Source organism: Duganella qianjiadongensis, assembly GCF_009857915.1.
Taxonomy (GTDB): Bacteria; Pseudomonadota; Gammaproteobacteria; order Burkholderiales; family Burkholderiaceae_D; genus Rugamonas; species Rugamonas qianjiadongensis.
In genome coordinates this window covers 12811-36185 of the sequence record NZ_WWCM01000016.1, presented here as the reverse complement: position 1 = coordinate 36185, position 23375 = coordinate 12811, and the positions used below count along the sequence as shown (strand labels likewise).

The window sequence follows — 23375 nt, the reverse complement described above, 5'->3', positions numbered from 1 at the left end:
AGCCATGGCGCTGGCAGGAGCGCCCGCTTACTGGCCCAGCAGCAGGAACACAGTGGGCTTCTTGTGGAAGTCCGGCACGGGCGCGCTCTTCCATCTGGCTGCCGTCATGGTGCGGATAGCTTCGCTAGGCAGGCTGAGGTCGGTCGCGACGCAGATCAGCGTGGAGGGCGCGCAGGCGGCGCTCAGCGCTTCCAGCATGGCGCCGTTGCGATACGGCGTTTCGATGAAGAGCTGGGTCTGTTTTTCCTTGCGCGACCGCTGTTCCAGCTCCCTGATGCGGCTGGCGCGCTGGGCGGCGTCGGTCGGCAGATAGCCGTTGAAGGCAAAGCTCTGGCCGTTCAGACCGCTAGCCATCACGGCCAGCAGCAGCGAGGACGGGCCCACCAGCGGCCGCACAGGGATGCCGTGCTGATGGGCCAGGCGCACCAGATCGGCACCGGGGTCGGCCACGGCCGGTACGCCGGCTTCCGAAACCAGCCCGCCATCCTGACCATCGAGCAAAGGCTGCAGCAGGCCGGCCAGTGCACTGGCCGGCGTGTTGACGTTGAGTTCGGCGATGCGGATTTCCTGCAGCGGCTGGGCTAGCGGGTGGCGTGCATTAATCAGTTTGAGGAAGGCGCGCGCGGTCTTGGCGTTTTCCGCCACAAAGTAGTCGAGCCGCGCGGTCAGTTCCTGCACCTGCTCGGGCAGGACGGAAGCGAGAGTTTCCGTGTCGCCTAGCGTGTTAGGAATGAGAAAGAGGGTGCCGGTCATGGTGATGTCTTGGGTAGATTGGAGGCAGCGACGGCAGTGCCATCAGCTGGCGGTATTAAAAAAGGCCACGCCGGTGTTGCGCAGCATGCCGGTCAGGGCGATCAGGGGCAGGCCGGTCAGGGCAGTGGGGTCGTCACTTTCGATGCGCTCGAGGATGGCGATGCCCAGCCCTTCGTTCTTGGCGCTGCCGGCGCAGTCATACGGCTGCTCGATGCGCAGATAGGCGTCGAGCTCGGCGTCGGGCAAGTCGCGGAAGGTGACGTGGGCGCGGACTTCGGCTAGCTGGTGGCTGCCGTCGCGGCCGTCCCACAGACAGAGTGCCGTATGGAAGACCACGGTGCGGCCGCGCATCTGTTGTAATTGTGCCAAAGCGCGCGCGTGGTCGCCGGGCTTGCCGATCTGGGCGCCGTCCAGCGTGGCGACCTGATCGGAGCCGATCACCAGACAGCCGGGCAGGCGGGCCGCCACGGCGGCGGCTTTCTCGCGCGCCAGCCGCAAGGCCGTTGCGGCAGGGCCTTCGCCGGCCAGCGGGGTTTCATCGATGTCGGGCACGGCCACGTCGAACGGCAGTTGCAGGCGCGACAGTAATTCCTTGCGGTAGGCGGAACTCGAAGCCAGGATCAGACGCGGTTGCGGGGGTGTGCAGGGTAAACTTGTGGTCATGAGGGGAATGTTATATGCTCTGTCGCCGGTAGCGTAAGTGCCTGAAATGAGGGAGAATGACGCATATCCTTTGACGAACGACTGAAAACCCTGCTATTATCGCAGGTTTTCCGGGGAAATTTTCTGTAATGAATGCTATTGTGATCGACGCCTTTGATTTTTGTCGGAGCAACGGCAGCCAGCAAGGCGTGACGCCTGTTGCCGAAATGACCCGTTTGGCCAAGGAATGTGCGGACCCGTCCGGCACGATTACCTGGAGTGCCGTAGGAAGCACCAGCAAGTTGGGCTTTCCGCAGATGACGCTGTCCGTTGCCGGTACCGTGCAACTGGTTTGCCAGCGCTGCCTGACGCCTTACGCGCACAGCATCGATTCGTCCACGCTGTTGATGCTCGGTAAAGATGATGAGCAGGCGGATGAAATCGAAGAAATGGTGAATGACGAGACGATCGATGTGATCGTCGGTAGCCGCAGCATGGAGCTGATGGATATGGTGGAAGACGAAGCGTTGCTGGCCCTGCCGCATACGCCGAAACACGAAGTCTGCCCCGATACCGCTCTGCTGGACAAGGCAAAAAGCGCGAAATTGTCGCCTTTCGAAGCCCTCAAGGGCCTGACCCCGAATAAGTAGTGTTGTAAAGAACGTGTCAAACGCGTGTAGTAATCGAGTATGGCAAGTTAGCAGTGAACCGTAGTAAAGCAATACACTAATGCCTGCAAGTAATTTTGCTGGTAGGATACTCGATTCGCATGTATTTGCTGGTCGAATGTGTTAAAATTTTAGAACTTAGTATTAGGAGTCATTAACATGGCAGTTCAACAGAACAAGAAGTCCCCATCGAAGCGCGGTATGCACCGTTCGCACGATTTCCTGGTTGCTCCACAACTGGGTATCGAGCCTACCACCGGTGAAACCCACCTGCGTCACCACATCAGCCCTAACGGCTTCTACCGTGGTCGTAAAGTCCTGAAAACCAAAAACGACGAGTAATCGACGCTTTTGCTGGACTCTGAAATAGGCGGTGCTACGTGTATAAGGCGCGCAGCATCGCTTTTTCTTTATCATCGGCTGCAATCCTCTTTGCACACCGTCATTTTGAATCGCGTAGACCGACCGCTGTATGGTCCGCCGCCGGCCGCCACTGGTCCTATCCGGGCTGGAGCGTGGTACTGAATCAACCCAAATGACAATCAAAATCTCTATCGACTGCATGGGCGGAGACCATGGTCCATCGGTCACCATTCCCGCGGTAATTTCCTTCCTCAAGCAACATGCCGACGCCGAACTGGTACTGGTCGGTCTGGAAGACGTATTGCGCGCAGAACTTAAAAAACATCATGCAGAAGCCCACCCGCGTCTGAGTATCGTGCACGCCTCCGAGCAGGTGACCATGGATGATCCGCTGGAAGTGGCGCTGCGCCGTAAAAAAGACTCCTCGATGCGCGTGGCGATCGAGCAGGTCAAGGACGGCAAGACCCAGGCTTGCGTTTCGGCCGGCAATACCGGCGCACTGATGGCAGTGGCCCGCTATGTGCTCAAAACCATGACGGGCGTGGACCGTCCGGCCATCTGCAGCATCATGCCCAATTCCAAGGGCGGCCCCACCTATATGCTGGATCTGGGCGCCAACGTCGATTGCGAGCCGCACCACCTGCACCAGTTCGCCATCATGGGTTCGGTCATGGTGTCGGCCATGGAAAATATACCCCGTCCTACTCTGGGCCTGCTCAATGTGGGGACGGAAGACATCAAGGGCAACGACGTGGTCAAGGCCACCAGCAAGCTGCTGCAGGCCGACCACGAGCGCGGCGCGCTCAACTTCTACGGCAATGTGGAAGGCAACGACATCTTCAAAGGCACCACCGATATCGTCGTGTGTGACGGTTTTGTGGGTAACGTCACATTGAAAGCAGTGGAAGGTGTGGCACGCTTCTTTGCTGATACGGTTAAATCGGAATTCACCCGCAACCCGCTGACCATGCTGGGCGCGCTGATCGGCCGTGGTGCGCTCAACAACGTCAAGAAACGTCTGTCGCCATCGCGCTATAACGGCGCCAGCCTGCTCGGTCTGCGTGGCCTGGTCTTCAAGAGCCACGGCGGCGCCGATGCATATTCGTTTGAATGGGCGATCAAGCGCGCGTATGATGCTGCAAAAAATGATGTGTTGCCGCATATCTCGACTTTGATTTCCGAGCTGATGCCGCGCAACGCCGAAGCGCCGGAAGCCCCGGCCTCAAAATAATCAGTAGTGGACGACGAGAGGGCATGACTTTGTATAGCAAAATTATCGGCACTGGCAGTTATCTGCCAGCAAAGCGCGTGACCAACCAGGAACTGGCGGATCAGCTCGCAGCCCAAGGCATAGAAACTTCGGACGAGTGGATCGTCACCCGTAGCGGCATTTCGGCGCGTCATTTCGCCGAAGCCGAGCAGAAATCTTCCGATCTGGGCGTGATTGCCGCACAGCGCGCGCTGGAAATGGCCAAGCTGCAACCCAACGATATCGATCTGATCATTCTGGCCAGTTCGACCCCCGATTGCTTTGGCAGCTTCCCCAGCACGGCTTGCATCGTGCAGCAGAAACTGGGCATTACCAATAACGGCGCGGCCGTGGATGTGCAAGCCGTATGTTCGGGCTTTGTATATGCCGTGTCGACGGCAGACGCTTTCATCCGTGCCGGCGTGCATAAGAATGTGCTGGTGATCGGGGCGGAAGTATTTTCGCGCATCCTCAATTTCGAAGACCGCACCACCTGCGTGCTGTTCGGCGATGGCGCCGGCGCCATCGTCATGACGGCGTCGGAAGAGCCGGGCGTGCTGGCCACCAAACTGCACGCCGATGGCCGTCAGTCGCATGTGCTGAGCGTGCCGGGCAGTGTGAAGGCCGGTGACGTCGATGGTAGCGCCTTCCTGTACATGGACGGTCCGGCAGTGTTCAAGCTGGCCGTTTCCGTGCTGGAAAAAGTGGCCCATGAGACGCTGGACAAGGCGGGCATGACGCAGGACCAGATCGACTGGCTGGTGCCACATCAAGCCAATATCCGCATCATGAGCAGCACCGGCAAGAAACTGGGCCTGCCGCCGGAAAAAATGGTGGTGACGGTAGACCAGCATGGCAATACCTCGGCAGCCTCGATTCCGCTGGCGCTGGACGTGGCCGTACGCGATGGCCGCATCAGAAATGGTCACAATGTGATGATGGAAGGCGTGGGCGGTGGTTTCACTTGGGGCGCCGTCCTTGTTAAGATGAGCGGTTTGCCGGAGCTGGGCGATAACAAGGCTGCTCTTTAGGCCCCGATTTAGAATTAGAGTTCTAACGAACTCGCCAGTAGTGCAGATGTCACGATGACATGCTAGCGTAGCGATCTACATAATCTGATGGATGAAGTAATGACTAAATTTGCTTTTGTTTTCCCTGGTCAGGGTTCGCAGGCGATTGCCATGATGGAAGGCTTTGCCGGTAATCCGGTGGTCGCGCAAACCATTGCAGAAGCGTCCGACGCACTGCAGTGCGATCTGGGCAAACTGATGGCCGAAGGCCCGAAAGAAGAGCTCGATCTGACCACCAATACCCAGCCGGTGATGCTGACGGCGGCCGTGGCCGTCTACCGCGCCTGGCTGGCGGCCGGTGGTCCGCTGCCGTCGCTGGTGGCCGGTCACAGCCTCGGTGAATACTCGGCGCTGGTGGCGGCCGGTGTGATCCAGTTCAAGGATGCCGTGCCGCTGGTGCGCTTCCGCGCACAAGCCATGCAGGAAGCTGTGCCGGTGGGGCAGGGCACCATGGCCGTGGTGCTGGGTCTGAGCGACGATGATGTGCGCGCGAGCTGCCGCGAAGCGGCAGCCCAAGGCGGCGTGGTGGAAGCGGTCAACTTCAATGCGCCAGCGCAAGTTGTGATCGCCGGTGAAACGGCAGCGGTGGAGCGCGCCTGCGTGATCGCCAAAGCCAAGGGCGCCAAACGCGCGCTGAAACTGCCGGTCTCGGCACCATTCCACTCGTCGCTGCTCAAACCGGCTTCGGACCGTCTGCGCGACTACATGGCTGACCTGACGTTTGCCGCGCCACAGATCGCGCTGATCAACAACGTCGACGTGGCCGTGCTCAACGATCCGGCCGCCATCAAGGATGCGCTGGTGCGTCAGGCGGCCGCGCCTGTGCGCTGGGTAGAGACCATGCAGAAAGTGGCGGCAGAAGGCATTACCAACGTGATCGAATGCGGTCCCGGCAAAGTGCTGATGGGTCTGACCAAGCGTATCGATGACAATCTGGTGGGCGACGCCATCACCGATCAAGCATCGCTGGAACGCGTGTTGACCCTGCTCAAATAAGCGGCCGGGTCTTCAGGCACACTCCCTACACCTCAAAGGAAACACATGAATCTAGCAAATCAAGTCGCTCTGGTTACGGGCGCATCGCGCGGTATCGGCAAGGCAATTGCCGTGGAACTGGCCCGTCAGGGTGCCCGCGTGATCGGTACGGCCACCAGCGAAGCTGGCGCCGAAGCGATTTCCGCCTATCTGGCCGAGATCGGTGCGGAAGCCGGTAAAGGCGTGGTACTGAATGTCACCGATGCCGAGCGCTGCACCGGCCTGATCGACGAGATCAGCAAAACCTACGGCGCCGTCGGTATTCTGGTCAACAACGCCGGCATCACCATGGATCAACTGGCCATGCGCATGAAAGATGAAGAGTGGGATCAGGTGATCGCCACCAATCTGAGCGCCGTGGGCCGCATGTCGCGTGGTGTGCTGCGCGGCATGATGAAAGCCAAGACCGGCCGCATCATCAACATCACCTCGGTGGTAGCTTCGTCGGGCAATCCGGGCCAGATGAACTACGCTGCTGCCAAAGCTGGCGTGGAAGGCATGACGCGCGCTCTGGCGCGGGAAATCGGTAGCCGCAACATCACGGTCAACAGCGTTGCGCCGGGCTTTATCGATACCGATATGACCAAATCGCTGGGCGAAGAGCAGCATGCCGCCCTGCTGACCCAGATTCCGCTGGCTCGTCTGGGCAAGCCGGAAGACATCGCTGCCGCGGTGGCCTTCCTGGCCTCGCCACAGGCAGCCTATATTACCGGTACTACCCTGCACGTGAACGGCGGGATGTATATGAATTGATGTGTTCCGGTGAGGAAATGTTCACCGGTTCCCGTCTTTTAGCAGTGTTTTCGGCTGATTTAGCAGCAGACGCCGAAAATCGTTTTTAGGCGCGCAAACCTGATAAAATGCGCGCTTTCCGTAACAAACATAATGGAGCCATAACATGTCGGATATCGAACAACGCGTTAAGAAAATCGTCGCTGAACAACTGGGCGTCGCTGAAGCAGACATCAAGACCGAGTCCTCGTTCGTTGACGATCTCGGCGCTGACTCGCTGGACACCGTAGAGCTGGTAATGGCTCTGGAAGACGAGTTCGAAATGGAAATCCCTGACGAACAAGCAGAAAAGATCACGACCGTGCAGCAAGCGATTGACTACGCTACTGCCCACGTCAAGGCCTAATTCTGCCCGATCGACTCTAGGAGAATCGCTTGAGAGGTTCTAAAAACCGTCGTGTTGTCGTCACCGGCCTCGGCTGCGTGACCCCGGTGGGCAATACCGTTGCCGACACCTGGGCCGCCATCACCGAGGGTAAGTCGGGGATCGCCAGCATCACCAAGTTTGATGCGCAAGCTTTCACCACCCACTTCGCCGGTGAAGTCAAAGGCTTCCAGATCGAGGATTACATCCCCGCTAAGGAAGCGCGCCACATGGATACCTTTATCCATTACGGCATGGCAGCCGGCATGCAGTCGGTGCAAGACGCCGGCCTGGTCGTTACCGAAGAGAACGCCGATCGCATCGGCGTGATGATAGGTTCCGGTATCGGCGGCCTGCCGCTGATCGAAGAAACCAAGGAAGACTACGACAAGCGCGGTCCGCGCCGTATCTCGCCATTCTTCGTGCCTGCTTCGATCATCAATATGATCTCGGGCAATCTGTCGATCAAGTACGGCATGCGCGGTCCTAACCTGTCGATCGTGACGGCCTGTACCACCGGCCTGCACTGCATCGGCATGGCGGCCCGCCTGATCGAATACGGCGATGCCGACGTGATGATCGCTGGCGGTGCGGAATCGACCGTATCGCCACTGGGTCTGGGCGGCTTCGCTTCGGCCCGTGCTCTGTCCACCCGTAACGATGATCCAGCGACCGCATCCCGTCCATGGGATACCGATCGTGACGGTTTCGTGCTGGGTGAAGGCGCCGGTGTCATGGTGCTGGAAGAGTACGAGCACGCCAAAGCGCGCGGCGCCAAAATCTACGCGGAGCTGCTGGGCTTCGGCATGAGTGCCGATGCTTATCATATGACTTCGCCTCTGGAAGATGGTAGCGGCGGCAGCAAGTCCGTGATTGCTGCACTGGCGCACGCCGGTGTCAATCCGGATCAGGTGAACTACCTGAATGCCCACGGCACGTCGACCCCGCTGGGCGATCTGGCCGAGGTGCAAGGCATCAAGCGTACCTTTGGTGCGCACGCCAAAAATATGGTGATCAACTCGACCAAGTCGATGACGGGTCACCTGCTGGGCGGCGCCGGCGGTCTGGAAGCAGTGTTTACGGTACTGGCAGTACACCATCAGGTGTCGCCGCCAACCATCAACATCTTCAACCAGGATCCGGCCTGCGATCTGGACTTCTGTGCCAACGTGGCGCGCGATATGAAGATCGAGTATGCAGTCAAGAACTCGTTCGGCTTCGGCGGCACCAACGGCAGTCTGGTGTTCGGCAAACTGTAATATCCGGTTCGGCTCCGGTCTGAACTAAATAACGCTCACCCTGTCTAAACAGGGTGAGCGTCAATTCGGCGGCGGTATTCTTCGTTGCCAGAATTGCCCGGCCTTGCTGCCGGCGCGCCCATCTGTTTTCCTGTTTAGTACGAAATCCCGCTTCCACCGCTGTGCGCTGGAGTGCGCTGGCCTATGGTTCTGCTGCGCACGGATATCTGCCATGTCGATTGCTGCGTATGTCGTCCTGCATCCATCGCCGCGCTTGCGCTGGCTGTGTGCGGGTATGCGCTGCGCCGTCTGCCTGTCGGCGCTGTTCTGTCAGGATCAGTGCTGGAGTCTGCTGTGCCTGACGCTGGCCGCCGCTGCGCGCCCCCACACGCCTGCCGCAACATGGCAGCTTGATATATCGGCTGGCGGCCAGTGGCGCTTGTCGGTATATCAGTATTCGGCGCCGCAAGGCAGTGCTGGCGCTGCTAGCGGGCTGGTGCGCGGTGAGACGGAGCGCGCGCTGCCAGCGTGCGTTGCGGTACGGACGGCGGATGTGCCGCACGCGCACTATCTTCTGGACGGGACATTGATCTGGCCCTGGCTGCTGGTGCTGCATCTGGGTGCGCCGGGGCAGGCGGGGCGCTATCTGGCGGTGCTGCCCGACAGCGTGACGGCGGCGGACTGGCGAGCGCTGATGCTGGCGTGCCGGGCTCTGGGCGCCAGCAAATAAAGCTGGAACTTCTTGCAGCGGGCAAACTCTATACCTTAGGGAGTGGAGTTGCCGGCGCTGCGGATCATCGAGGAATGCAGGCGTGACAACTGAACGCGAGTGTGACGAGCAGCTGGTTGAGCGGGTACGGGATGGTGATAAGCAGGCCTTTGATATGCTGGTGGCGAAATACCAGCGCAGGCTGATGCGCTTGCTGTCACGTATCGTGCACGACCAGACAGAAGCCGAGGATGTGGTGCAGGAGACCTTTATTAAAGCCTATCGCGCCTTGCGGCATTTTCGCGGCGAATCAGCTTTCTATACGTGGTTGTACCGCATAGGCATCAATACGGCGAAGAATTTTCTGGCCACGCAGGGGCGGCGCACTCCCACGTCTACCGACATTGATGCCGAGCAGGCGGAGACCTTTGCCGATAGCGAACAATTGCGCGATATGAATACGCCGGAGTCCATGTTGGCCAGCAAGCAGATTGCCCAGACCGTGAATGCCGCCATGGATGCTTTGCCGCTGGATTTGCGCACGGCCATTGCCTTGCGCGAAATCGAAGGTCTGAGTTACGAAGAGATTTCCGCCATCATGGCTTGCCCCATCGGGACTGTGCGTAGCCGCATCTTCCGCGCGCGCGAAGTGATTGCCAATAAACTGCGCCCCATGCTGGATGTGCCGGTTGACAAGCGCTGGTAGGGCAGCAATGATGATGCTGCAATTTGGCGTCGGGAAATTCTTTGGGCTGGGGTAGGGGCTTAGACGGGGCAGATGGCACGATGGATATGCAAACACGGATGCACGAACAACTTTCTGCGCTAGCGGACGGCGAGCTCGATGAGAGCGAACGCGAGCTGGCGCTGGCCGCACTGGCCACGCCGGACGGACAGCAATACTGGCGTGCCTGCCACCTTATCCGGGTGGCCCTGCAGGCCGATGCCGGGGCTGCTGCTACGGCTATCGATGGCGGCGCCTTTCAGAGCCGGCTGGCGCGCCGTCTGGCTGCCGAGCCAGCCTATGGCCGGCGTACTGCTGCGGCTGGCGGTGAGGCGGCCGATGCGGGCGGCACGGATGCGCCCAGCAGCGCAACCTTGCCCTGAGGGGCTGCTGCAGCTTGCTTGCACGCTGGCGCACGGGCTAATCGATCGGTTTGCGCGTCGTTCGCGCGTCTTTCTAAGGCAGGAGGCTAAGGCAGGACTGTGCCTGAGCGCGGATTTTCGCTTAACATACGTGATCCGGTATGCGGGCTCAGCCTGTGCCGGTACGCTGCGTTCCGCAACCTGTTAAAGACCGATACCTTCCATGAAAAAACACCTTGCTGTTGATCGTAAAATGCTGGGAGCGCTGGCCATCGGTGCCAGTGTCTGCTTCTCCGTGTTCGGTATGGCACCTGCGCAGGCAGCCGCAGCTGCCACTGGCGCTGTCGTCGGTTTGCCGAATTTCGCTGACCTAGTTGATCAGGTTGGTCCGGCCGTGGTGAATATCCGCACGCTGGAACGTCCGAAAAGCGGCCGTATGGGCGCACAAGGCCAGATCGGCGAAGAGGAGATGCAGGAATTCCTGCGCCGTTTCTTTGGCGGCAGCCTGCCGCAGCCGGGTGGCAAAGCGGTGCCGCGCGGGCGTCGTCAGACCCCGTCCGAAGAGCCGGTGCCGCGTGGCGTGGGTTCGGGTTTCATCCTGTCAGCCGATGGCTATGTGATGACCAATGCCCACGTGATCGACGGCGCCGATGAAGTGCTGGTCACGCTGACGGATAAACGCGAATTCAAGGCCAGGGTGCTGGGCGCGGACGCCAGTACCGATGTGGCGGTGCTGAAAATCGACGGCACAGACCTGCCGTTCCTGACGCTGGGCAGTTCGGACAAGATCCGGGTGGGCGAGTGGGTGATTGCCATCGGTTCGCCCTTCAATCTGGAAAATACCGTCACGGCAGGCATCATCTCGGCCAAGCAGCGCGACACAGGCGAATATCTGGCCCTGATCCAGAGCGATGTGGCGGTCAATCCCGGCAACTCGGGTGGCCCGCTGATCAATATGCGCGGCGAGGTGATCGGCATTAATTCGCAGATCGCCACGCTTTCGGGTGGCTACAACGGCATTTCCTTCGCCATCCCTATCGATGAAGCGGTGCGCGTGTCGGAGCAGATCAAGAAGAGCGGCAAGGTGACCCGGGGCCGCATGGGCGTCAAGATTGCTGAAGTGAGCAAGGAAGTGGCTGAATCGCTGGGCCTGAAATCGGCCCAGGGCGCACTGGTATCGCAGGTGGAAAGCGCAAGTCCGGCGGACAAGGCTGGCGTCAAGCCGGGCGATATCATCCTCAAGTTCAATGGCACCACCATCAAGCGCTCGTCCGATCTGCCGCGGCTGGTGGGCAGCACCCCGCTGGACGCGAAGCTGACGATTACGCTGTGGCGTCAGGGCAAGCAGATCGAATTGCCGATCAGCGTGGCGGACCTCGATGGCGAAAAGCAGGTCAAGGCAGCCGGCAAAGCTCGAAGCAAAGATGATGCGCAGGCGGATAAGGCGGCGGCCCACTTGCTGGGCCTGCGGGTGAGCGACCTTGGCGCCGAGCAGAAGAAGGAGCTGAGGCTCGCCGCCGGTGTGCTGGTGGACGCCGTGGACGGTCCCGCAGCCGATGCCGGTCTGGAAGAGGGCGATGTGCTGCTGCAGGTGAATAATACGGAAATCCGCGATAGCCGCCAGTTCCATGCTGTGCTGGCCAAGCTCGATGGCAAAAAGCCTGTGCTGTTGCTGGTGCGCCGGGGCGAGCAGTCGCAATTCATTCCGGTCCGTCCCGCTGTCAAATAAGGAGTCCGCAGCGCCGGCTGCCGTGCAGTCGGCTGGCGCTGTTTTATTTATGCATTTCACCCTGTATTCCCGCAGTTATTGCCATTTATGCCAGGACATGCTCGATGCCCTGATGCGCTTGCAGACTCCGCAGCAGCCAATTACGGTGGACGTGATCGATGTCGACGACGATGCGGCGCTGGTGGCCCGCTTCGACGAGCTGGTGCCGGTCTTGTTCGCCGATCTGGACCAGCCCGAGCTGTGCCACTATTTCCTCGATGAAGCTAAAGTTCGCGAATTGCTGGCAGCTTGCTGAAAATTTGGGCAGTTTGCCGCTTTTTTGTGCGCCTCGGAGAGCGCAGTGCAGCATTTAGCCGCGCAAAGTAGGGCTTTCCACTCTGAAATCCGGTAAAATGCTGGGGGTAAGGCGTCCCGCTGGGGCGTCCGGAGTTGAGTCTCGCTGTAATCAAGGCGCTCGCCAGGGCAAACAGCCCCGCTCGGAGCGCTTTTTTTGTATTGCGCGCCAGCTTTATGCCTGCGCCTGCCGTTCCCGTTTAGTACCCGTTTTTGACTGTTTTTTGGCTCTGTTAATGAATAACATACGCAATTTCTCCATCATCGCCCACATCGACCACGGTAAATCCACCCTGGCCGACCGCATCATTCAACTGTGCGGCGGCCTGTCCGAGCGCGAGATGGAGGCGCAGGTGCTCGATTCTATGGATCTGGAGCGCGAGCGCGGCATTACCATTAAAGCGCAGACGGCTGCCCTGCAGTACAAGGCGCGCGATGGCAAGGTGTACAACCTGAACCTGATCGATACCCCCGGCCACGTCGATTTCTCCTACGAAGTATCGCGTTCGCTATCGGCCTGCGAAGGCGCGCTGCTGGTGGTCGATGCCTCGCAGGGCGTGGAAGCGCAGACCGTGGCCAACTGCTATACGGCGCTCGATCTGGGCGTGGAAGTGGTGCCCGTGCTGAACAAGATCGACCTGCCGAATGCCGATCCGCCGAGCGCGATTGCCGAAATCGAAGATGTGATCGGTATCGAAGCCGGTGACGCCGTGCACTGCTCGGCTAAAACGGGTCTGGGTGTGGACGATGTGCTGGAATCCATCATCGCCAAAGTGCCGCCACCGAAAGGCGATCCGGACGCTCCCCTGCAGGCCCTGATCGTCGATTCGTGGTACGACGCCTATGTGGGCGTGGTGATGCTGGTGCGCGTGGTCAACGGCACGCTGCGTCCGAAAGACAAGATCAAACTGATGGCCACCGACTCGGTGCAGCTGGTGGAAGACATCGGCGTGTTCGCGCCCCGTTCCGTGTCGCTGCCGCAGCTGTCGGCCGGTCAGGTGGGCTTCATCATCGCCGGTATCAAGGAACTGAAAGCGGCCAAAGTGGGCGACACGGTAACGCTGGCCAGCCGTCCGGCACCGCAGCCGCTGCCCGGCTTCAAGGAAGTGCAGCCGCAGGTGTTTGCCGGTCTGTTCCCCGTCGAAGCCAACCAGTACGATGCGCTGCGCGACTCGCTGGAAAAGCTGAAGCTCAACGACGCCGCCCTGATGTACGAACCCGAAGTGTCGCAGGCACTGGGCTTCGGTTTCCGTTGCGGCTTCCTCGGTCTGCTGCACATGGAAATCGTGCAGGAACGTCTGGAACGCGAATTCGATATGGACCTGATCACTACGGCGCCTACCGTGGTGTATGAAGTGGAAATGCGCGACGGCAGCATCCTGAAGGTGGACAATCCTTCGCGCATGCCGGAACCGTCCAAGATTGCCGACATCCGCGAACCTATCGTGACCGTCAATCTGTACATGCCGCAGGAATACGTGGGCTCGGTGATTACCCTGTGTATCGGCAAGCGCGGCGTGCAGATGGACATGAGCTACCACGGCCGTCAGGTCAAGCTGGTGTACGAAATGCCGATGGGCGAAATCGTGCTGGACTTCTTCGACAAGCTCAAATCGACCTCGCGCGGTTATGCCTCGATGGACTACGAGTTCAAGGAATACCGTTCCTCGGACGTGGTCAAGGTGGACATGCTGATCAACAGCGAGAAAGTCGATGCGCTGGCCATTATCGTGCACCGTTCCAACAGTGCCTACCGTGGCCGTCAGGTGGCGGCCAAGATGCGCGAACTGATACCGCGCCAGATGTTCGACGTGGCGATTCAGGCGGCCATCGGCGCAACCGTGATCTCGCGCGAAAACGTCAAGGCGCTGCGCAAGAACGTGCTGGCCAAGTGCTATGGCGGTGACGTCAGCCGTAAGAAGAAACTGCTGGAGAAGCAGAAGGCTGGTAAGAAACGTATGAAACAAGTGGGCTCGGTGGAAATTCCACAAGAAGCCTTCCTGGCAATTTTACAAGTGGAAGAGAAATGAACCTGCAAGTAATTCTGGGCAATTTCGCTTTAATCCTGTTCATCCTGATGGTGGTGACGGGGGTCATCTGGTTCCTCGACGTGTTTTATCTGGCCAGGCAGCGCCGCGCTGCGGCCGATCGCGCGCTGGCCGACTACGATGCCCGCAACGCCAAGCTGACGGCCGACGGCATCAAGGTGGACAATCTGGGCAACCGTGCCGCCATCGAAGCTGGCCTGCTGCGCCAACCGACGTGGATAGAGTACTCGGGCAGCTTCTTCCCGGTGATTGCACTGGTGTTCTTCCTGCGCTCCTTCCTGTACGAGCCATTCAAGATTCCATCCTCGTCGATGGTGCCGACCCTGCTGGTGGGCGATCTGATTCTGGTCAATAAATTCACCTACGGCATACGCCTGCCCGTGATTAACCAGAAAATCATCCAGATCAATGATCCGCAGCGCGGCGATGTGATGGTGTTCAAATATCCACAGGATATGAGCCAGGATTACATCAAGCGTGTGATCGGCGTTCCCGGTGATAAAATCACCTATGAAAACAAGCGCTTAACCGTAAACGGCGTGGAAGTGAAATACACCGCGCTGGACGACTACCTCGATGACGAGCATCTGGTGTACAACAAGCAGTACACGGAGAATCTGACGGGTGTCAGCCACCGCATACTGAATAACGAGGCGGCGCCGACGCTGAATCTGGAAGGCGTGAAACAGTTCCCGTACAGCGAGAACTGCACCTATCGCTACGAAGGCTTTACTTGCGTTGTGCCAGCCGGTAACTACTTCATGATGGGTGATAACCGCGACAATAGCGCGGACAGCCGCTACTGGGGCTTTGTACCGGACAAAAATATTGTCGGTAAGGCATTCTTTGTCTGGCTCAATCTCGGTAACTGGCGCCGTATCGGCACCATCCACTAAACTGTGGCGAAAGGAACGGTCATGCACACAGCGCAGCAGCGGCAACAGGGTATTTCACTGGTCGGGCTGATCGTGCTGCTGGCCGTGGCGGGTTTTGCCGCCGTGCTGGCGCTGAAAATCATCCCGACCTACACTGAATACCGTGCCATCCAGAATGCCATCGTCAGCGCCAAAGCGGGCGGCGGCACGGTGCTGCAGATGCAGAAGGCCTTCGATGCCAGCGCCACGGTGGGCTACATCAATGCCATCAGCGGCAAGGATCTGATCATCAGCCGCGGTGAAAACGGCGAAACCGAGATCAGCTTCGCCTACGAGAAGAAAATTCCGCTGGCGGGACCAGCCAGCCTGCTGCTCGAATATGAGGGCAGCACCGCCCAACATGGCAAGCCCTGACACGACCCATCAACCGTTTTAGTGAAACTACGAATCGAATAATGAATCTCCAGTTACTGCAAACCCGTCTAGGCTACACGTTCCAGGATGCTGGGCTGTTACAGCAAGCCTTGACGCACCGTAGCCATAGCAGTTTGCACAACGAGCGGCTGGAGTTTCTGGGCGACTCGGTGCTGAACTGCGTGGTGGCGTCCATTCTGTACGAACGCTATGTGCAGATCGATGAAGGCGACCTGTCGCGCCTGCGCGCCAATCTGGTCAAGCAGCAGTCGCTGTTCGAAATCGCCCAGAAACTGGAACTGTCGCAGTTCCTGCGCCTAGGCGAAGGCGAGCTGAAATCGGGCGGCTTCCGCCGTCCTTCGATACTGGCCGATACGCTGGAAGCGCTGCTGGGCGCGATTTTCCTCGACGGCGGCTTCAATCCGGCGCGCGATGTGATCCGTGCCTTCTACATTCCCATCCTCGACACGGTGGACCCGCAGACGCTGGGCAAGGATGCCAAGACGCTGCTGCAGGAATTCCTGCAAAGTAAAAAAATCTCCCTGCCGCTGTACAACGTGGTGGCCACCCATGGCGCCGCGCACAGCCAGGAATTCGAAATCGAATGTCTGGTGCCCAAGCTGGGCATACAGGTATTTGGCCGCGGCGGCAGCCGTCGTGCCGGTGAACAGGCTGCCGCCAAGCTGGCGCTGGAAGTGGCCGAGCAGGCTTTGCTGAAAACGCCAGCTGCTGGCCGCAAGGCCAAGCCACGTGCTGCCCAGCTCAAGCTGGCCGGCATCGCCACCGTGCAGTCGAGCGAACCCGGCTCGCCTGCGCCTGCGACACCTGCCAAGGCGGCCAACAAGTAAAGAGGCTTTATGACTACTGACACCAACGCTCCGTACCGCTGCGGCTACATCGCCATCGTGGGCCGCCCGAATGTGGGCAAATCGACCCTGATGAACACCCTGATCGGCGCCAAGGTCAGCATCACCTCGCGCAAGGCGCAGACCACGCGCCACCGCATCACGGGCATCCAGACCTATGACGATGCGCAGCTGATCTATGTCGATACGCCGGGCTTCCAGACCCGGCACGCCAATGCGCTGAACAAGAATCTGAACAAGACGGTAACCAACACGCTGATCTCGTCGGACCTGATCCTGTTCGTGATCGAAGCGGGCACCTTCGGCCCGGCCGACCAGCAGGTGCTCGATCTGCTGCCGAGCGAAGTGCCGGTGCTGCTGGTGATTAACAAGGCCGACCGCGTCAAGGACAAGGCTGTGCTGCTGCCGTTCGCCCAGCAGGTGGCGGCCAAATTCAATTTCGCCGCCATCGTGCCGGTATCGGCCAAGCTGCGCTTCCAGCTCGACGGCCTGGAAAAGGAAATCAAACGCTTCTTGCCCGAGAACGATCCTATCTTCGGACCGGACGATATCACCGACCGCAGCGAGAAATTCCTCGCTTCCGAAATCGTGCGCGAAAAGCTGTTCCGCTTCGTCGGCGACGAGCTGCCTTATACCAGCACGGTGATGATCGAGAAGTTCGAGCAGGAGGGCGATCTGCGCCGCGTGTTTGCCGCTATTCTGGTGGAGCGCGACACCCACAAGTCCATGATCATCGGGAACAAGGGCGCACGCCTGAAGGAAGTTTCGACGCAGGCCAGACAGGATATGGAGAAGCTGTTCGGCGGTCCCGTGTATCTGGAAATCTGGGTCAAGGTCAAATCCGGCTGGGCTGATAACGAAGCAGGGCTGCGCGCCTACGGCTACGAATAACAGAGGGACGATGTCCAACATCACGCTTGAGGCCGGGGACACAGCGGCTGGCGCCAGCGCGGCGCCGGCGCTACCCGCCGCCCGCAAGCCTGCCCGTGCGCCTGCGCGCGAGCGCACTGTCGGCACCAAGGTGGCCGGCCAGCCAGCTTTTGTACTGCATAGCTATCCCTACAAAGAAACCAGTCTGATCATCGATCTGTTCACGCGCGACTATGGCCGCGTGGCGCTGATCGCCAAGGGCGCCAAACGCCCCCACTCGCAGCTGCGCGGCGTGCTGCAGACTTTCCAGCCGCTGTCGTCCAGCTGGGTAGGCAAGTCGGAACTGCGCACGCTGACCGATGCCGAGTGGGTAGGCGGCATGCTCCCGCTGGAAAAGACCGCGCTGCTGTGCGGCTTCTATCTGAACGAATTACTGGTCAAACTGCTGGCGCGCGACGACGCCCATCCGGCCCTGTTCGACCACTACGTGGCCACGCTCAACCAGCTGGCGCATAATGAACCCCCTACCATCGTACTGCGCAAATTCGAGCGCGCGCTGCTCAAGGAGACGGGCGTGGCCGCCGATCTGACGCGCTGCACCGATACCCGCAGCACCGTGCTGCAGGATCTGGTGTACGTGGTGGATCCGGAACGGGGCCCGCGCCCCCAGCGTGCTGCCGATGTGTGGCCCGGCGTGGCCGGCAAGACGCTGCTCGATATGGAGCGCGAAGATTATCAGGACGGCGCGACGCAGTCCCAGAGCAAACAGTTAATGCGGTTCCTGCTGGCCCATCATCTGGGCGGCGCACCGCTGAACACGCGGCAGATCCTGATCGACCTGCTGCAGTTATAAAGGTAACCACCATGAGCTTTCTGCAACCTGTAGGCACCATCATCGATCTCGGCGTGAACATCGACCACGTCGCCACGCTGCGCAATGCGCGCGGCACCAGCTATCCCGATCCGATACGCGCCGCGCTGCTGGCCGAGCAGGCCGGCGCCGACTGCATTACCCTGCACCTGCGCGAAGACCGCCGCCATATCAAGGATGCCGACGTGATCGCACTGGCGCCGCAACTGCTGACGCGGATGAATCTGGAAGCGGCCGTGACGCAGGAAATGATCGATTTCGCCTGCCGCATCAGGCCTGCCGATGTCTGTCTGGTGCCGGAAAAACGTAGCGAGGTGACCACCGAGGGCGGGCTTGATGTGGTGACCCACTACAAAGCCGTGGAAGCGGCGGTCAGGCAGCTGCAGGCTGAAGGCATACGTGTGAGCCTGTTTATCGATGCCGACCAGGCGCAGATGGATGCTACTGCCGCCATCGGTGCGCCGGTGATCGAGCTGCACACGGGCCGTTATGCCGACACGGCAGGCGCGGAGCAGGCGGCGGAGCTGGAGCGCATCAAGCGCGGTGCGCTGTATGGCGTCTCCAAAGGCCTGAAAGTCAATGCCGGCCACGGCCTGCATTACACCAATGTACAGGCGATCGCCGCAATTGCGGAAATCGCCGAACTCAATATCGGCCACGCCATCGTCGGCCATGCCGTGTTCGTGGGCTGGGAAAACGCCGTGCGTGAAATGAAGGCCATCATGCTGGCTACCCGTCTGGGCGCACGCGCATGATCTTCGGCATCGGCACCGATATCTGCAAGATCCCGCGCATCGAAGCTGCGCTGGCGCGCAATGGCGACCGCTTTGCGCGGAAGATACTGGGGCCGCAGGAGATGGAAAAGTATCTGGCCCGTAAAGCCAAGAGCGCTGCGCGCGGAGTGCGCTTTGTGGCCACCCGTTTCGCCGCCAAGGAAGCGTTTTCCAAGGCCATAGGGCTGGGCATGCGCATGCCGATGACATGGACGGCGGCACAGATGCTCAATGCCCCCGGCGGCAAGCCGGTCATCGTCTGCAGCGGTGTGCTGCAGGAATTCATGGAACAGCATAAGCTGTCGGCACAGGTGACGATTAGCGATGAAGAGGAATACGCTGTCGCCTTTGTCATCGTTGAACAAGCCAGTTGAGTAGCGTGTGGTGAGTGTTAAATGAGCGAAGTGGAAGATGGCGCGCCGGACGCGCGCGCACAGGTGCTGGCGACGGTCGCCAAACTGCCCAATCTGCCGGGCGTGTACCGCTATTTCGATGCGGAAGACAAAGTGCTTTACGTCGGCAAGGCGCGCGACCTGAAAAAGCGCGTCTCGAGCTATTTCCAGAAAAACCTCAGCAGTCCGCGCATTGCCATGATGGTCGAGCGCATCGCGCGGCTGGAAACCACGGTCACGCACAGCGAAGCGGAAGCCCTGATCCTCGAGAACAATCTGATCAAGGCGCTCAGTCCCCGTTTCAACATCCTGTTCCGCGACGATAAATCCTACCCGTATCTGAAGATCACCGGTGGCGTAGCGCCGCGCATGGTGTACTACCGTGGTGCAGTGGACCGCAAGAACCAGTATTTCGGGCCGTTCCCCAGTTCGTGGGCGGTTAAGGAATCCATGCAGATACTGCAGAAGGTATTCCGCCTGCGGACTTGCGAAGACAGCGTGTACAGCAACCGTACGCGGCCCTGTCTGCTCAACCAGATAGGCCGCTGCAGCGGCCCCTGTGTAGACCTGATCAGCAAAGAGGACTATCAGGCCGACGTCGATAATGCGGCGCGCTTCCTGCGTGGCCGCCAGACGGAAATTCTGGATGAGCTGGAAAAGAAAATGCACGCCTACGCGGGCGAGCTGAAGTTCGAGCAGGCCGCCACCGTGCGCAACCAGATCCAGTCGCTGTCGCGCGTGCTGCACCAGCAGAGCATGGAGACCACGGGCGATGCCGATGTGGATATTCTGGCCGTGCTGGTGCAGGGCGGTCGGGCTTGCGTGAATCTGGCCATGGTGCGCGGCGGCCGCCATCTGGGTGACCGGGCCTACTTCCCCAACCATATCGGCGATGCGGCAGCAATTGCCGATCAGCCTATCGAAGTGGAAGTGCTGGCAGCTTTTCTGGTGCAGCACTACACGGAGAAATTCATACCCGGCACGCTGATCCTGAATATCGAATTCGATCAGCCGGCCCTGATGCTGGCGCTGCAGGAGCAGTGTGGCCACCGCATCCATCTGGTGTTCCAGCCGCAGGACCAGCGCCGCAAATGGCTGGAACTGGCGCAGAAGGGCGCCGAGATTTCGCTGGCCCGTTTGCTGTCGGAGCAGGGCTCGCAGCAGTCGCGCACGCGCGCGCTGGTGGAAGCGCTGTCGCTGGAGCCGGAGGATATCGATGCGCTGCGCGTCGAGTGCTTCGACATCTCGCACACGCAGGGCGAAGCGACGCAAGCCTCGTGCGTGGTATTCCATCACCATCAGATGCAGAATGGCGAGTACCGCCGCTACAACATCAACGATATTACGCCGGGCGATGATTACGCTGCTATGCGGCAGGTGCTGATGCGGCGTTACGAAAAGGTGGCCAATGGCGACGGCGTGATGCCGGACGTGGTGCTGATCGACGGCGGCAAAGGCCAGATCGAAATGGCGCGCCAGGTATTTGCCGAACTGGGGCTGGACATCAGCCTGATCGTCGGCGTGGCCAAGGGAGAAGGGCGCCGTGTGGGGCTGGAAACACTGATGTTCGTCGATGGCCGCGCAGCGCAGGAACTGGGCAAGGAATCGGCTGCGCTGATGCTGGTGGCGCAGATCCGCGACGAGGCGCACCGTTTTGCCATTACCGGCATGCGGGCCAAACGGGCCAAGACGCGCCAGACCTCGCGTCTGGAAGAGATCGAAGGCATAGGCGCCAAACGGCGCCAGCGCCTGCTGGCCCGCTTCGGCGGCCTGCGTGGCGTGGTCGATGCCAGTGTGGAGGATCTGAAGCAGGTGGAAGGCATCTCGCAGGCGCTGGCCGAGGAAATCTACCGTCAGTTACACTGAAGCGGCGCTCTATTGGCGGCCGCTACAGTGTGCTGGTTTAATGTGCCATAGCAGGGTAGACTAGCGCCGCATTGCATATTTTCATAATAGCCCTCTATTTATGCCTTTTAATATTCCGATCCTGTTGACCTGGTTGCGCGTTGCGCTGATTCCGCTGGTAGTCGGCGTGTATTATCTGCCCACTACGGTGCTACCGGTGGCCGACCAGAATCTTGCCGCCACCATGGTGTTCATCGTTGCCGCAGTGACGGACTGGTTTGACGGTTTTCTGGCGCGCCGCTGGAACCAGACCTCGGCCTTTGGCGCCTTCCTCGATCCGGTGGCCGACAAGCTGATGGTGGCAGGCGCTTTGCTGGTGCTGGTGCAGCTCGATCGGGCCAATGCCGTGCTGTCGTTCATCATCATAGGCCGTGAAATTGCTATTTCGGCGCTGCGCGAATGGATGGCGCAGATCGGCGCCTCGAAATCGGTGGCAGTGAGTTCTATCGGCAAAATCAAGACCACGGCGCAGATGACGGCGATCCCGCTGCTGCTGTTCCATGACGTGCTGTGGGGCGCCATCGATAGCCAGTTCTGGGGCGCGCGCCTGCTGGAGGTGGCAGCCGTGCTGACGGTATGGTCGATGTTCTACTACCTGCGTCTGGCCTGGCCGCTGATCAAGGAAAAATCCGGCCAGCTGTAAGGGCAGGGTAGCCCTTAATGGGCTAAACAGTATTCAATATTTTTGCTTTAACAAAAGATTGCCATTGACAGCCAGCGTAGTTCCTCTATAATGCTGGCCTGTTGTTGATGACGGCGACGCGGGAGTAGCTCAGTTGGTAGAGCGCAACCTTGCCAAGGTTGAGGTCGAGAGTTCGAGACTCTTCTCCCGCTCCAAAGCATCGATAACGTAGCACTAGCAAGTTTTAACGCTGAGTGCTAGAATGTTGGACTCCAATGCGGGAGTAGCTCAGTTGGTAGAGCGCAACCTTGCCAAGGTTGAGGTCGAGAGTTCGAGACTCTTCTCCCGCTCCAGTTTCTCCGGAAACAGATGGTGCAACAAAAATCGCAGTACAAACTCCTACGCGGGAGTAGCTCAGTTGGTAGAGCGCAACCTTGCCAAGGTTGAGGTCGAGAGTTCGAGACTCTTCTCCCGCTCCAGAATTCCGGATAACAGTCAATAACCCGCTGTTACTCCTGTCAGAATACCTCAGGCGAGGTAGCAAAGCGGTTATGCAGCGGCCTGCAAAGCCGTGTAGATGGGTTCGACTCCCATCCTCGCCTCCATAAAATCAAGCACTTAGCGTTTTCAAGACTGTACAGTATGGGCTGTAAACCGCTCACGTTGGGCGGTTAACCGCACCATGCAACGGCCAACTTGCCGTTAGTATTAAAGCTCACACTCGCGGGGTGAGCTCATGCCTACCTCAAAAAACTTGCTTCGGGCGCCACACAGATTTGTGTGAAGCACCGGCTACTCCCCAAACCCTTCTGGGCAACGTTTGACGACGAAAAGCAGGCGCGTGACTACGCCGGCCGACTAGAAGGGCTTCTTGCCCAGGGCATCGTTCCGGCATCATTGACGCAATCCAAGCCTCCGGAACGTAAAGCCTGGTTGATCACGCGCTGTATCGCTGAATACCTCCGTGCCAATGCTGTTCCCCTGTCCGATAGTGATCTTGCCCCCGTATGACCGGACACATCCTATCGCTTAATTAACGCCGTTTTCCTGAGCTCGGCGCGGTAGCTCCCTCCTGAACATTCGAGGTGATTTCAATTTTAACGATGAGTGCGGATGAACCTCATTGAAATGCGTAAACGCGTCTGGCAGTTGGGCGAGCACGATTTCGGCGCTGCTGCGGTCCATCATGCTCACGTAGTCCCGTTTAAAGGTGTTCACGAAGCTTTCCGCGATCCCGTTCGACTGCGGGCTGCACACCGGCGTATGAATCTGCTCCAGTCCCATCTCGCGTGCCAAAGCATGCGTTTCATGGGCTCGATAGGCGCCGCCATTGTCGCTCAAGAACTCCAATTTCGTCGAGCCGATGTCAGTCCCGCCAAAGCGGGCTTCGACTACTTCGACCAGCATGTCGCGTACGGGCTCTCCCGGCAGACCACGGTCGGCCCATGCGCGCCATGCGATGATTTCCCGGTCACAGCAGTCCTTCATAAACACACCGGTCACGACCTCGCCGTTGTTACAAGAGATCTCAAAACCGTCCGAACACCAGCGCTGATTCGGCTCAGCCACCGCAACAACGCCATCATGAACGCGACTGCTGACGCGGCGTTTTGGCGCCTTCGGCAGCAACAGGCGGTGCTCCTTCATCACCCGATAAAATCGTTTGTGGTTGATCGGTAATCCCCCCATTAATGATGCGCACCAAAAG

General features: G+C 59.6%; 25 protein-coding genes, 4 tRNA genes and 1 pseudogene. 27 read left to right on the top strand and 3 right to left on the bottom strand.

The features are described 5' to 3' along the window. Positions 1-27: 27 nt before the first annotated feature. Together GTP27_RS18880 and GTP27_RS18875 are read right to left on the bottom strand one after the other, a co-directional pair. The gene (locus tag GTP27_RS18880) at positions 28-753 is read right to left on the bottom strand and encodes an SAM-dependent methyltransferase (protein ID WP_161040699.1); all 726 of its coding nucleotides are present in this window, start codon (positions 751-753) and stop codon (positions 28-30) included. A 42-nt stretch (positions 754-795) separates the two neighbouring features. Then, positions 796-1416 (bottom strand): Maf-like protein, encoded by a 621-nt coding sequence (locus tag GTP27_RS18875; protein ID WP_161040698.1) that lies wholly within the window; start codon positions 1414-1416, stop codon positions 796-798. A gap of 128 nt (positions 1417-1544) precedes the next feature. On the opposite strand from GTP27_RS18875, the gene GTP27_RS18870 reads away from it, so the two are divergent. From GTP27_RS18870 to GTP27_RS18740, 27 genes are all read left to right on the top strand, one after another. Next, the gene (locus GTP27_RS18870) at positions 1545-2045 is read left to right on the top strand and encodes a YceD family protein (protein ID WP_161040697.1); all 501 of its coding nucleotides are present in this window, start codon (positions 1545-1547) and stop codon (positions 2043-2045) included. A gap of 177 nt (positions 2046-2222) precedes the next feature. Next, entirely contained in the window at positions 2223-2405 is a 183-nt protein-coding gene (gene rpmF, locus GTP27_RS18865) for a 50S ribosomal protein L32 (protein ID WP_008449924.1), read from the top strand. 193 nt (positions 2406-2598) lie between these two features. After that, positions 2599-3657: a phosphate acyltransferase PlsX gene (gene plsX / locus GTP27_RS18860; protein WP_161040696.1), complete on the top strand. Its 1059-nt coding sequence runs from the start codon at positions 2599-2601 to the stop codon at positions 3655-3657. A gap of 23 nt (positions 3658-3680) precedes the next feature. After that, positions 3681-4706: a beta-ketoacyl-ACP synthase III gene (locus tag GTP27_RS18855; protein WP_161040695.1), complete on the top strand. Its 1026-nt coding sequence runs from the start codon at positions 3681-3683 to the stop codon at positions 4704-4706. Positions 4707-4805: 99 nt separating this feature from the next. Beyond that, a complete protein-coding gene (gene fabD, locus GTP27_RS18850) occupies positions 4806-5741 on the top strand; it encodes an ACP S-malonyltransferase (RefSeq protein WP_161040694.1) in 936 nt (311 codons plus the stop codon). Between the two features lie 45 nt (positions 5742-5786). Further along, the gene (gene fabG / locus GTP27_RS18845; RefSeq protein ID WP_161040693.1) at positions 5787-6533 is read left to right on the top strand and encodes a 3-oxoacyl-ACP reductase FabG; all 747 of its coding nucleotides are present in this window, start codon (positions 5787-5789) and stop codon (positions 6531-6533) included. A gap of 145 nt (positions 6534-6678) precedes the next feature. Beyond that, complete coding sequence (acpP, locus tag GTP27_RS18840) at positions 6679-6918, top strand: acyl carrier protein (RefSeq protein ID WP_055936274.1); 240 nt, start codon at positions 6679-6681, stop codon at positions 6916-6918. A gap of 29 nt (positions 6919-6947) precedes the next feature. After that, positions 6948-8195 (top strand): beta-ketoacyl-ACP synthase II, encoded by a 1248-nt coding sequence (fabF, locus tag GTP27_RS18835; RefSeq protein ID WP_161040692.1) that lies wholly within the window; start codon positions 6948-6950, stop codon positions 8193-8195. A gap of 211 nt (positions 8196-8406) precedes the next feature. Continuing rightward, entirely contained in the window at positions 8407-8904 is a 498-nt protein-coding gene (locus tag GTP27_RS18830; RefSeq protein ID WP_161040691.1) for a protein YgfX, read from the top strand. Between the two features lie 82 nt (positions 8905-8986). Then, positions 8987-9589, top strand: coding sequence for an RNA polymerase sigma factor RpoE (rpoE, locus tag GTP27_RS18825; protein WP_161040690.1), 603 nt, complete (start codon positions 8987-8989; stop codon positions 9587-9589). Between the two features lie 98 nt (positions 9590-9687). Beyond that, a complete protein-coding gene (locus tag GTP27_RS18820) occupies positions 9688-9990 on the top strand; it encodes an RseA family anti-sigma factor (protein ID WP_229634228.1) in 303 nt (100 codons plus the stop codon). Positions 9991-10192: 202 nt separating this feature from the next. Further along, entirely contained in the window at positions 10193-11698 is a 1506-nt protein-coding gene (locus GTP27_RS18815; RefSeq protein ID WP_229634227.1) for a Do family serine endopeptidase, read from the top strand. Positions 11699-11747: 49 nt separating this feature from the next. Continuing rightward, entirely contained in the window at positions 11748-11993 is a 246-nt protein-coding gene (locus GTP27_RS18810; RefSeq protein ID WP_161040688.1) for a glutaredoxin family protein, read from the top strand. Between the two features lie 274 nt (positions 11994-12267). Then, positions 12268-14061, top strand: a complete 1794-nt coding sequence (lepA, locus tag GTP27_RS18805) for a translation elongation factor 4 (protein WP_161040687.1) — start codon at positions 12268-12270, stop codon at positions 14059-14061. Continuing rightward, the gene (gene lepB, locus GTP27_RS18800; RefSeq protein WP_161040686.1) at positions 14058-14975 is read left to right on the top strand and encodes a signal peptidase I; all 918 of its coding nucleotides are present in this window, start codon (positions 14058-14060) and stop codon (positions 14973-14975) included. The genes lepA and lepB overlap by 4 nt, the downstream gene beginning before the upstream one ends. 21 nt (positions 14976-14996) lie before the next feature. Further along, on the top strand, positions 14997-15368 hold the full coding sequence (locus GTP27_RS18795) for a DUF4845 domain-containing protein (protein ID WP_161040685.1): 372 nt from the start codon (positions 14997-14999) through the stop codon (positions 15366-15368). Between the two features lie 41 nt (positions 15369-15409). After that, complete coding sequence (rnc, locus tag GTP27_RS18790; RefSeq protein ID WP_161040684.1) at positions 15410-16216, top strand: ribonuclease III; 807 nt, start codon at positions 15410-15412, stop codon at positions 16214-16216. A gap of 9 nt (positions 16217-16225) precedes the next feature. Beyond that, positions 16226-17125 carry a GTPase Era gene (gene era / locus GTP27_RS18785; RefSeq protein WP_161040683.1) on the top strand — a complete coding sequence of 300 codons (900 nt, stop codon included), beginning with the start codon at positions 16226-16228 and terminating at the stop codon, positions 17123-17125. 10 nt (positions 17126-17135) lie between these two features. Next, positions 17136-17957 carry a DNA repair protein RecO gene (gene recO / locus GTP27_RS18780; RefSeq protein ID WP_161040682.1) on the top strand — a complete coding sequence of 274 codons (822 nt, stop codon included), beginning with the start codon at positions 17136-17138 and terminating at the stop codon, positions 17955-17957. 11 nt (positions 17958-17968) lie between these two features. Beyond that, a complete protein-coding gene (gene pdxJ / locus GTP27_RS18775; RefSeq protein WP_161040681.1) occupies positions 17969-18730 on the top strand; it encodes a pyridoxine 5'-phosphate synthase in 762 nt (253 codons plus the stop codon). Next, positions 18727-19122 carry a holo-ACP synthase gene (gene acpS, locus GTP27_RS18770; protein ID WP_161040680.1) on the top strand — a complete coding sequence of 132 codons (396 nt, stop codon included), beginning with the start codon at positions 18727-18729 and terminating at the stop codon, positions 19120-19122. Before pdxJ ends, acpS begins: the two co-directional genes overlap by 4 nt. A 21-nt stretch (positions 19123-19143) precedes the next feature. Then, positions 19144-21006 carry an excinuclease ABC subunit UvrC gene (gene uvrC, locus GTP27_RS18765; protein WP_161040679.1) on the top strand — a complete coding sequence of 621 codons (1863 nt, stop codon included), beginning with the start codon at positions 19144-19146 and terminating at the stop codon, positions 21004-21006. 100 nt (positions 21007-21106) lie between these two features. Further along, positions 21107-21688 carry a CDP-diacylglycerol--glycerol-3-phosphate 3-phosphatidyltransferase gene (pgsA, locus tag GTP27_RS18760; RefSeq protein ID WP_161040678.1) on the top strand — a complete coding sequence of 194 codons (582 nt, stop codon included), beginning with the start codon at positions 21107-21109 and terminating at the stop codon, positions 21686-21688. A 118-nt stretch (positions 21689-21806) separates the two neighbouring features. Further along, a tRNA-Gly gene (locus GTP27_RS18755) sits at positions 21807-21882 on the top strand. Positions 21883-21944: 62 nt separating this feature from the next. Beyond that, positions 21945-22020 (top strand) — tRNA-Gly (locus GTP27_RS18750). 50 nt (positions 22021-22070) lie between these two features. Beyond that, positions 22071-22146 (top strand) — tRNA-Gly (locus GTP27_RS18745). Between the two features lie 52 nt (positions 22147-22198). Then, positions 22199-22272, top strand: a tRNA-Cys gene (locus GTP27_RS18740). Between the two features lie 424 nt (positions 22273-22696). Here the strand turns inward: GTP27_RS18740 and GTP27_RS18735 are convergent. Further along, positions 22697-23353, bottom strand: a pseudogene (locus GTP27_RS18735) (integrase core domain-containing protein); the annotation flags it as partial. Positions 23354-23375: the final 22 nt, after the last annotated feature.

Coding starts and splice junctions, on each gene's coding strand:
- GTP27_RS18880 (WP_161040699.1), bottom strand. CDS start 753: ATGACCGGCACCCTCTTTCTCATTCCTAACACGCTAGGCGACACGGAA.
- GTP27_RS18875 (WP_161040698.1), bottom strand. CDS start 1,416: ATGACCACAAGTTTACCCTGCACACCCCCGCAACCGCGTCTGATCCTG.
- GTP27_RS18870 (WP_161040697.1), top strand. CDS start 1,545: ATGAATGCTATTGTGATCGACGCCTTTGATTTTTGTCGGAGCAACGGC.
- rpmF (WP_008449924.1), top strand. CDS start 2,223: ATGGCAGTTCAACAGAACAAGAAGTCCCCATCGAAGCGCGGTATGCAC.
- plsX (WP_161040696.1), top strand. CDS start 2,599: ATGACAATCAAAATCTCTATCGACTGCATGGGCGGAGACCATGGTCCA.
- GTP27_RS18855 (WP_161040695.1), top strand. CDS start 3,681: ATGACTTTGTATAGCAAAATTATCGGCACTGGCAGTTATCTGCCAGCA.
- fabD (WP_161040694.1), top strand. CDS start 4,806: ATGACTAAATTTGCTTTTGTTTTCCCTGGTCAGGGTTCGCAGGCGATT.
- fabG (WP_161040693.1), top strand. CDS start 5,787: ATGAATCTAGCAAATCAAGTCGCTCTGGTTACGGGCGCATCGCGCGGT.
- acpP (WP_055936274.1), top strand. CDS start 6,679: ATGTCGGATATCGAACAACGCGTTAAGAAAATCGTCGCTGAACAACTG.
- GTP27_RS18830 (WP_161040691.1), top strand. CDS start 8,407: ATGTCGATTGCTGCGTATGTCGTCCTGCATCCATCGCCGCGCTTGCGC.
- GTP27_RS18820 (WP_229634228.1), top strand. CDS start 9,688: ATGCACGAACAACTTTCTGCGCTAGCGGACGGCGAGCTCGATGAGAGC.
- GTP27_RS18815 (WP_229634227.1), top strand. CDS start 10,193: ATGAAAAAACACCTTGCTGTTGATCGTAAAATGCTGGGAGCGCTGGCC.
- GTP27_RS18810 (WP_161040688.1), top strand. CDS start 11,748: ATGCATTTCACCCTGTATTCCCGCAGTTATTGCCATTTATGCCAGGAC.
- lepA (WP_161040687.1), top strand. CDS start 12,268: ATGAATAACATACGCAATTTCTCCATCATCGCCCACATCGACCACGGT.
- lepB (WP_161040686.1), top strand. CDS start 14,058: ATGAACCTGCAAGTAATTCTGGGCAATTTCGCTTTAATCCTGTTCATC.
- GTP27_RS18795 (WP_161040685.1), top strand. CDS start 14,997: ATGCACACAGCGCAGCAGCGGCAACAGGGTATTTCACTGGTCGGGCTG.
- rnc (WP_161040684.1), top strand. CDS start 15,410: ATGAATCTCCAGTTACTGCAAACCCGTCTAGGCTACACGTTCCAGGAT.
- era (WP_161040683.1), top strand. CDS start 16,226: ATGACTACTGACACCAACGCTCCGTACCGCTGCGGCTACATCGCCATC.
- recO (WP_161040682.1), top strand. CDS start 17,136: ATGTCCAACATCACGCTTGAGGCCGGGGACACAGCGGCTGGCGCCAGC.
- pdxJ (WP_161040681.1), top strand. CDS start 17,969: ATGAGCTTTCTGCAACCTGTAGGCACCATCATCGATCTCGGCGTGAAC.
- acpS (WP_161040680.1), top strand. CDS start 18,727: ATGATCTTCGGCATCGGCACCGATATCTGCAAGATCCCGCGCATCGAA.
- uvrC (WP_161040679.1), top strand. CDS start 19,144: ATGAGCGAAGTGGAAGATGGCGCGCCGGACGCGCGCGCACAGGTGCTG.
- pgsA (WP_161040678.1), top strand. CDS start 21,107: ATGCCTTTTAATATTCCGATCCTGTTGACCTGGTTGCGCGTTGCGCTG.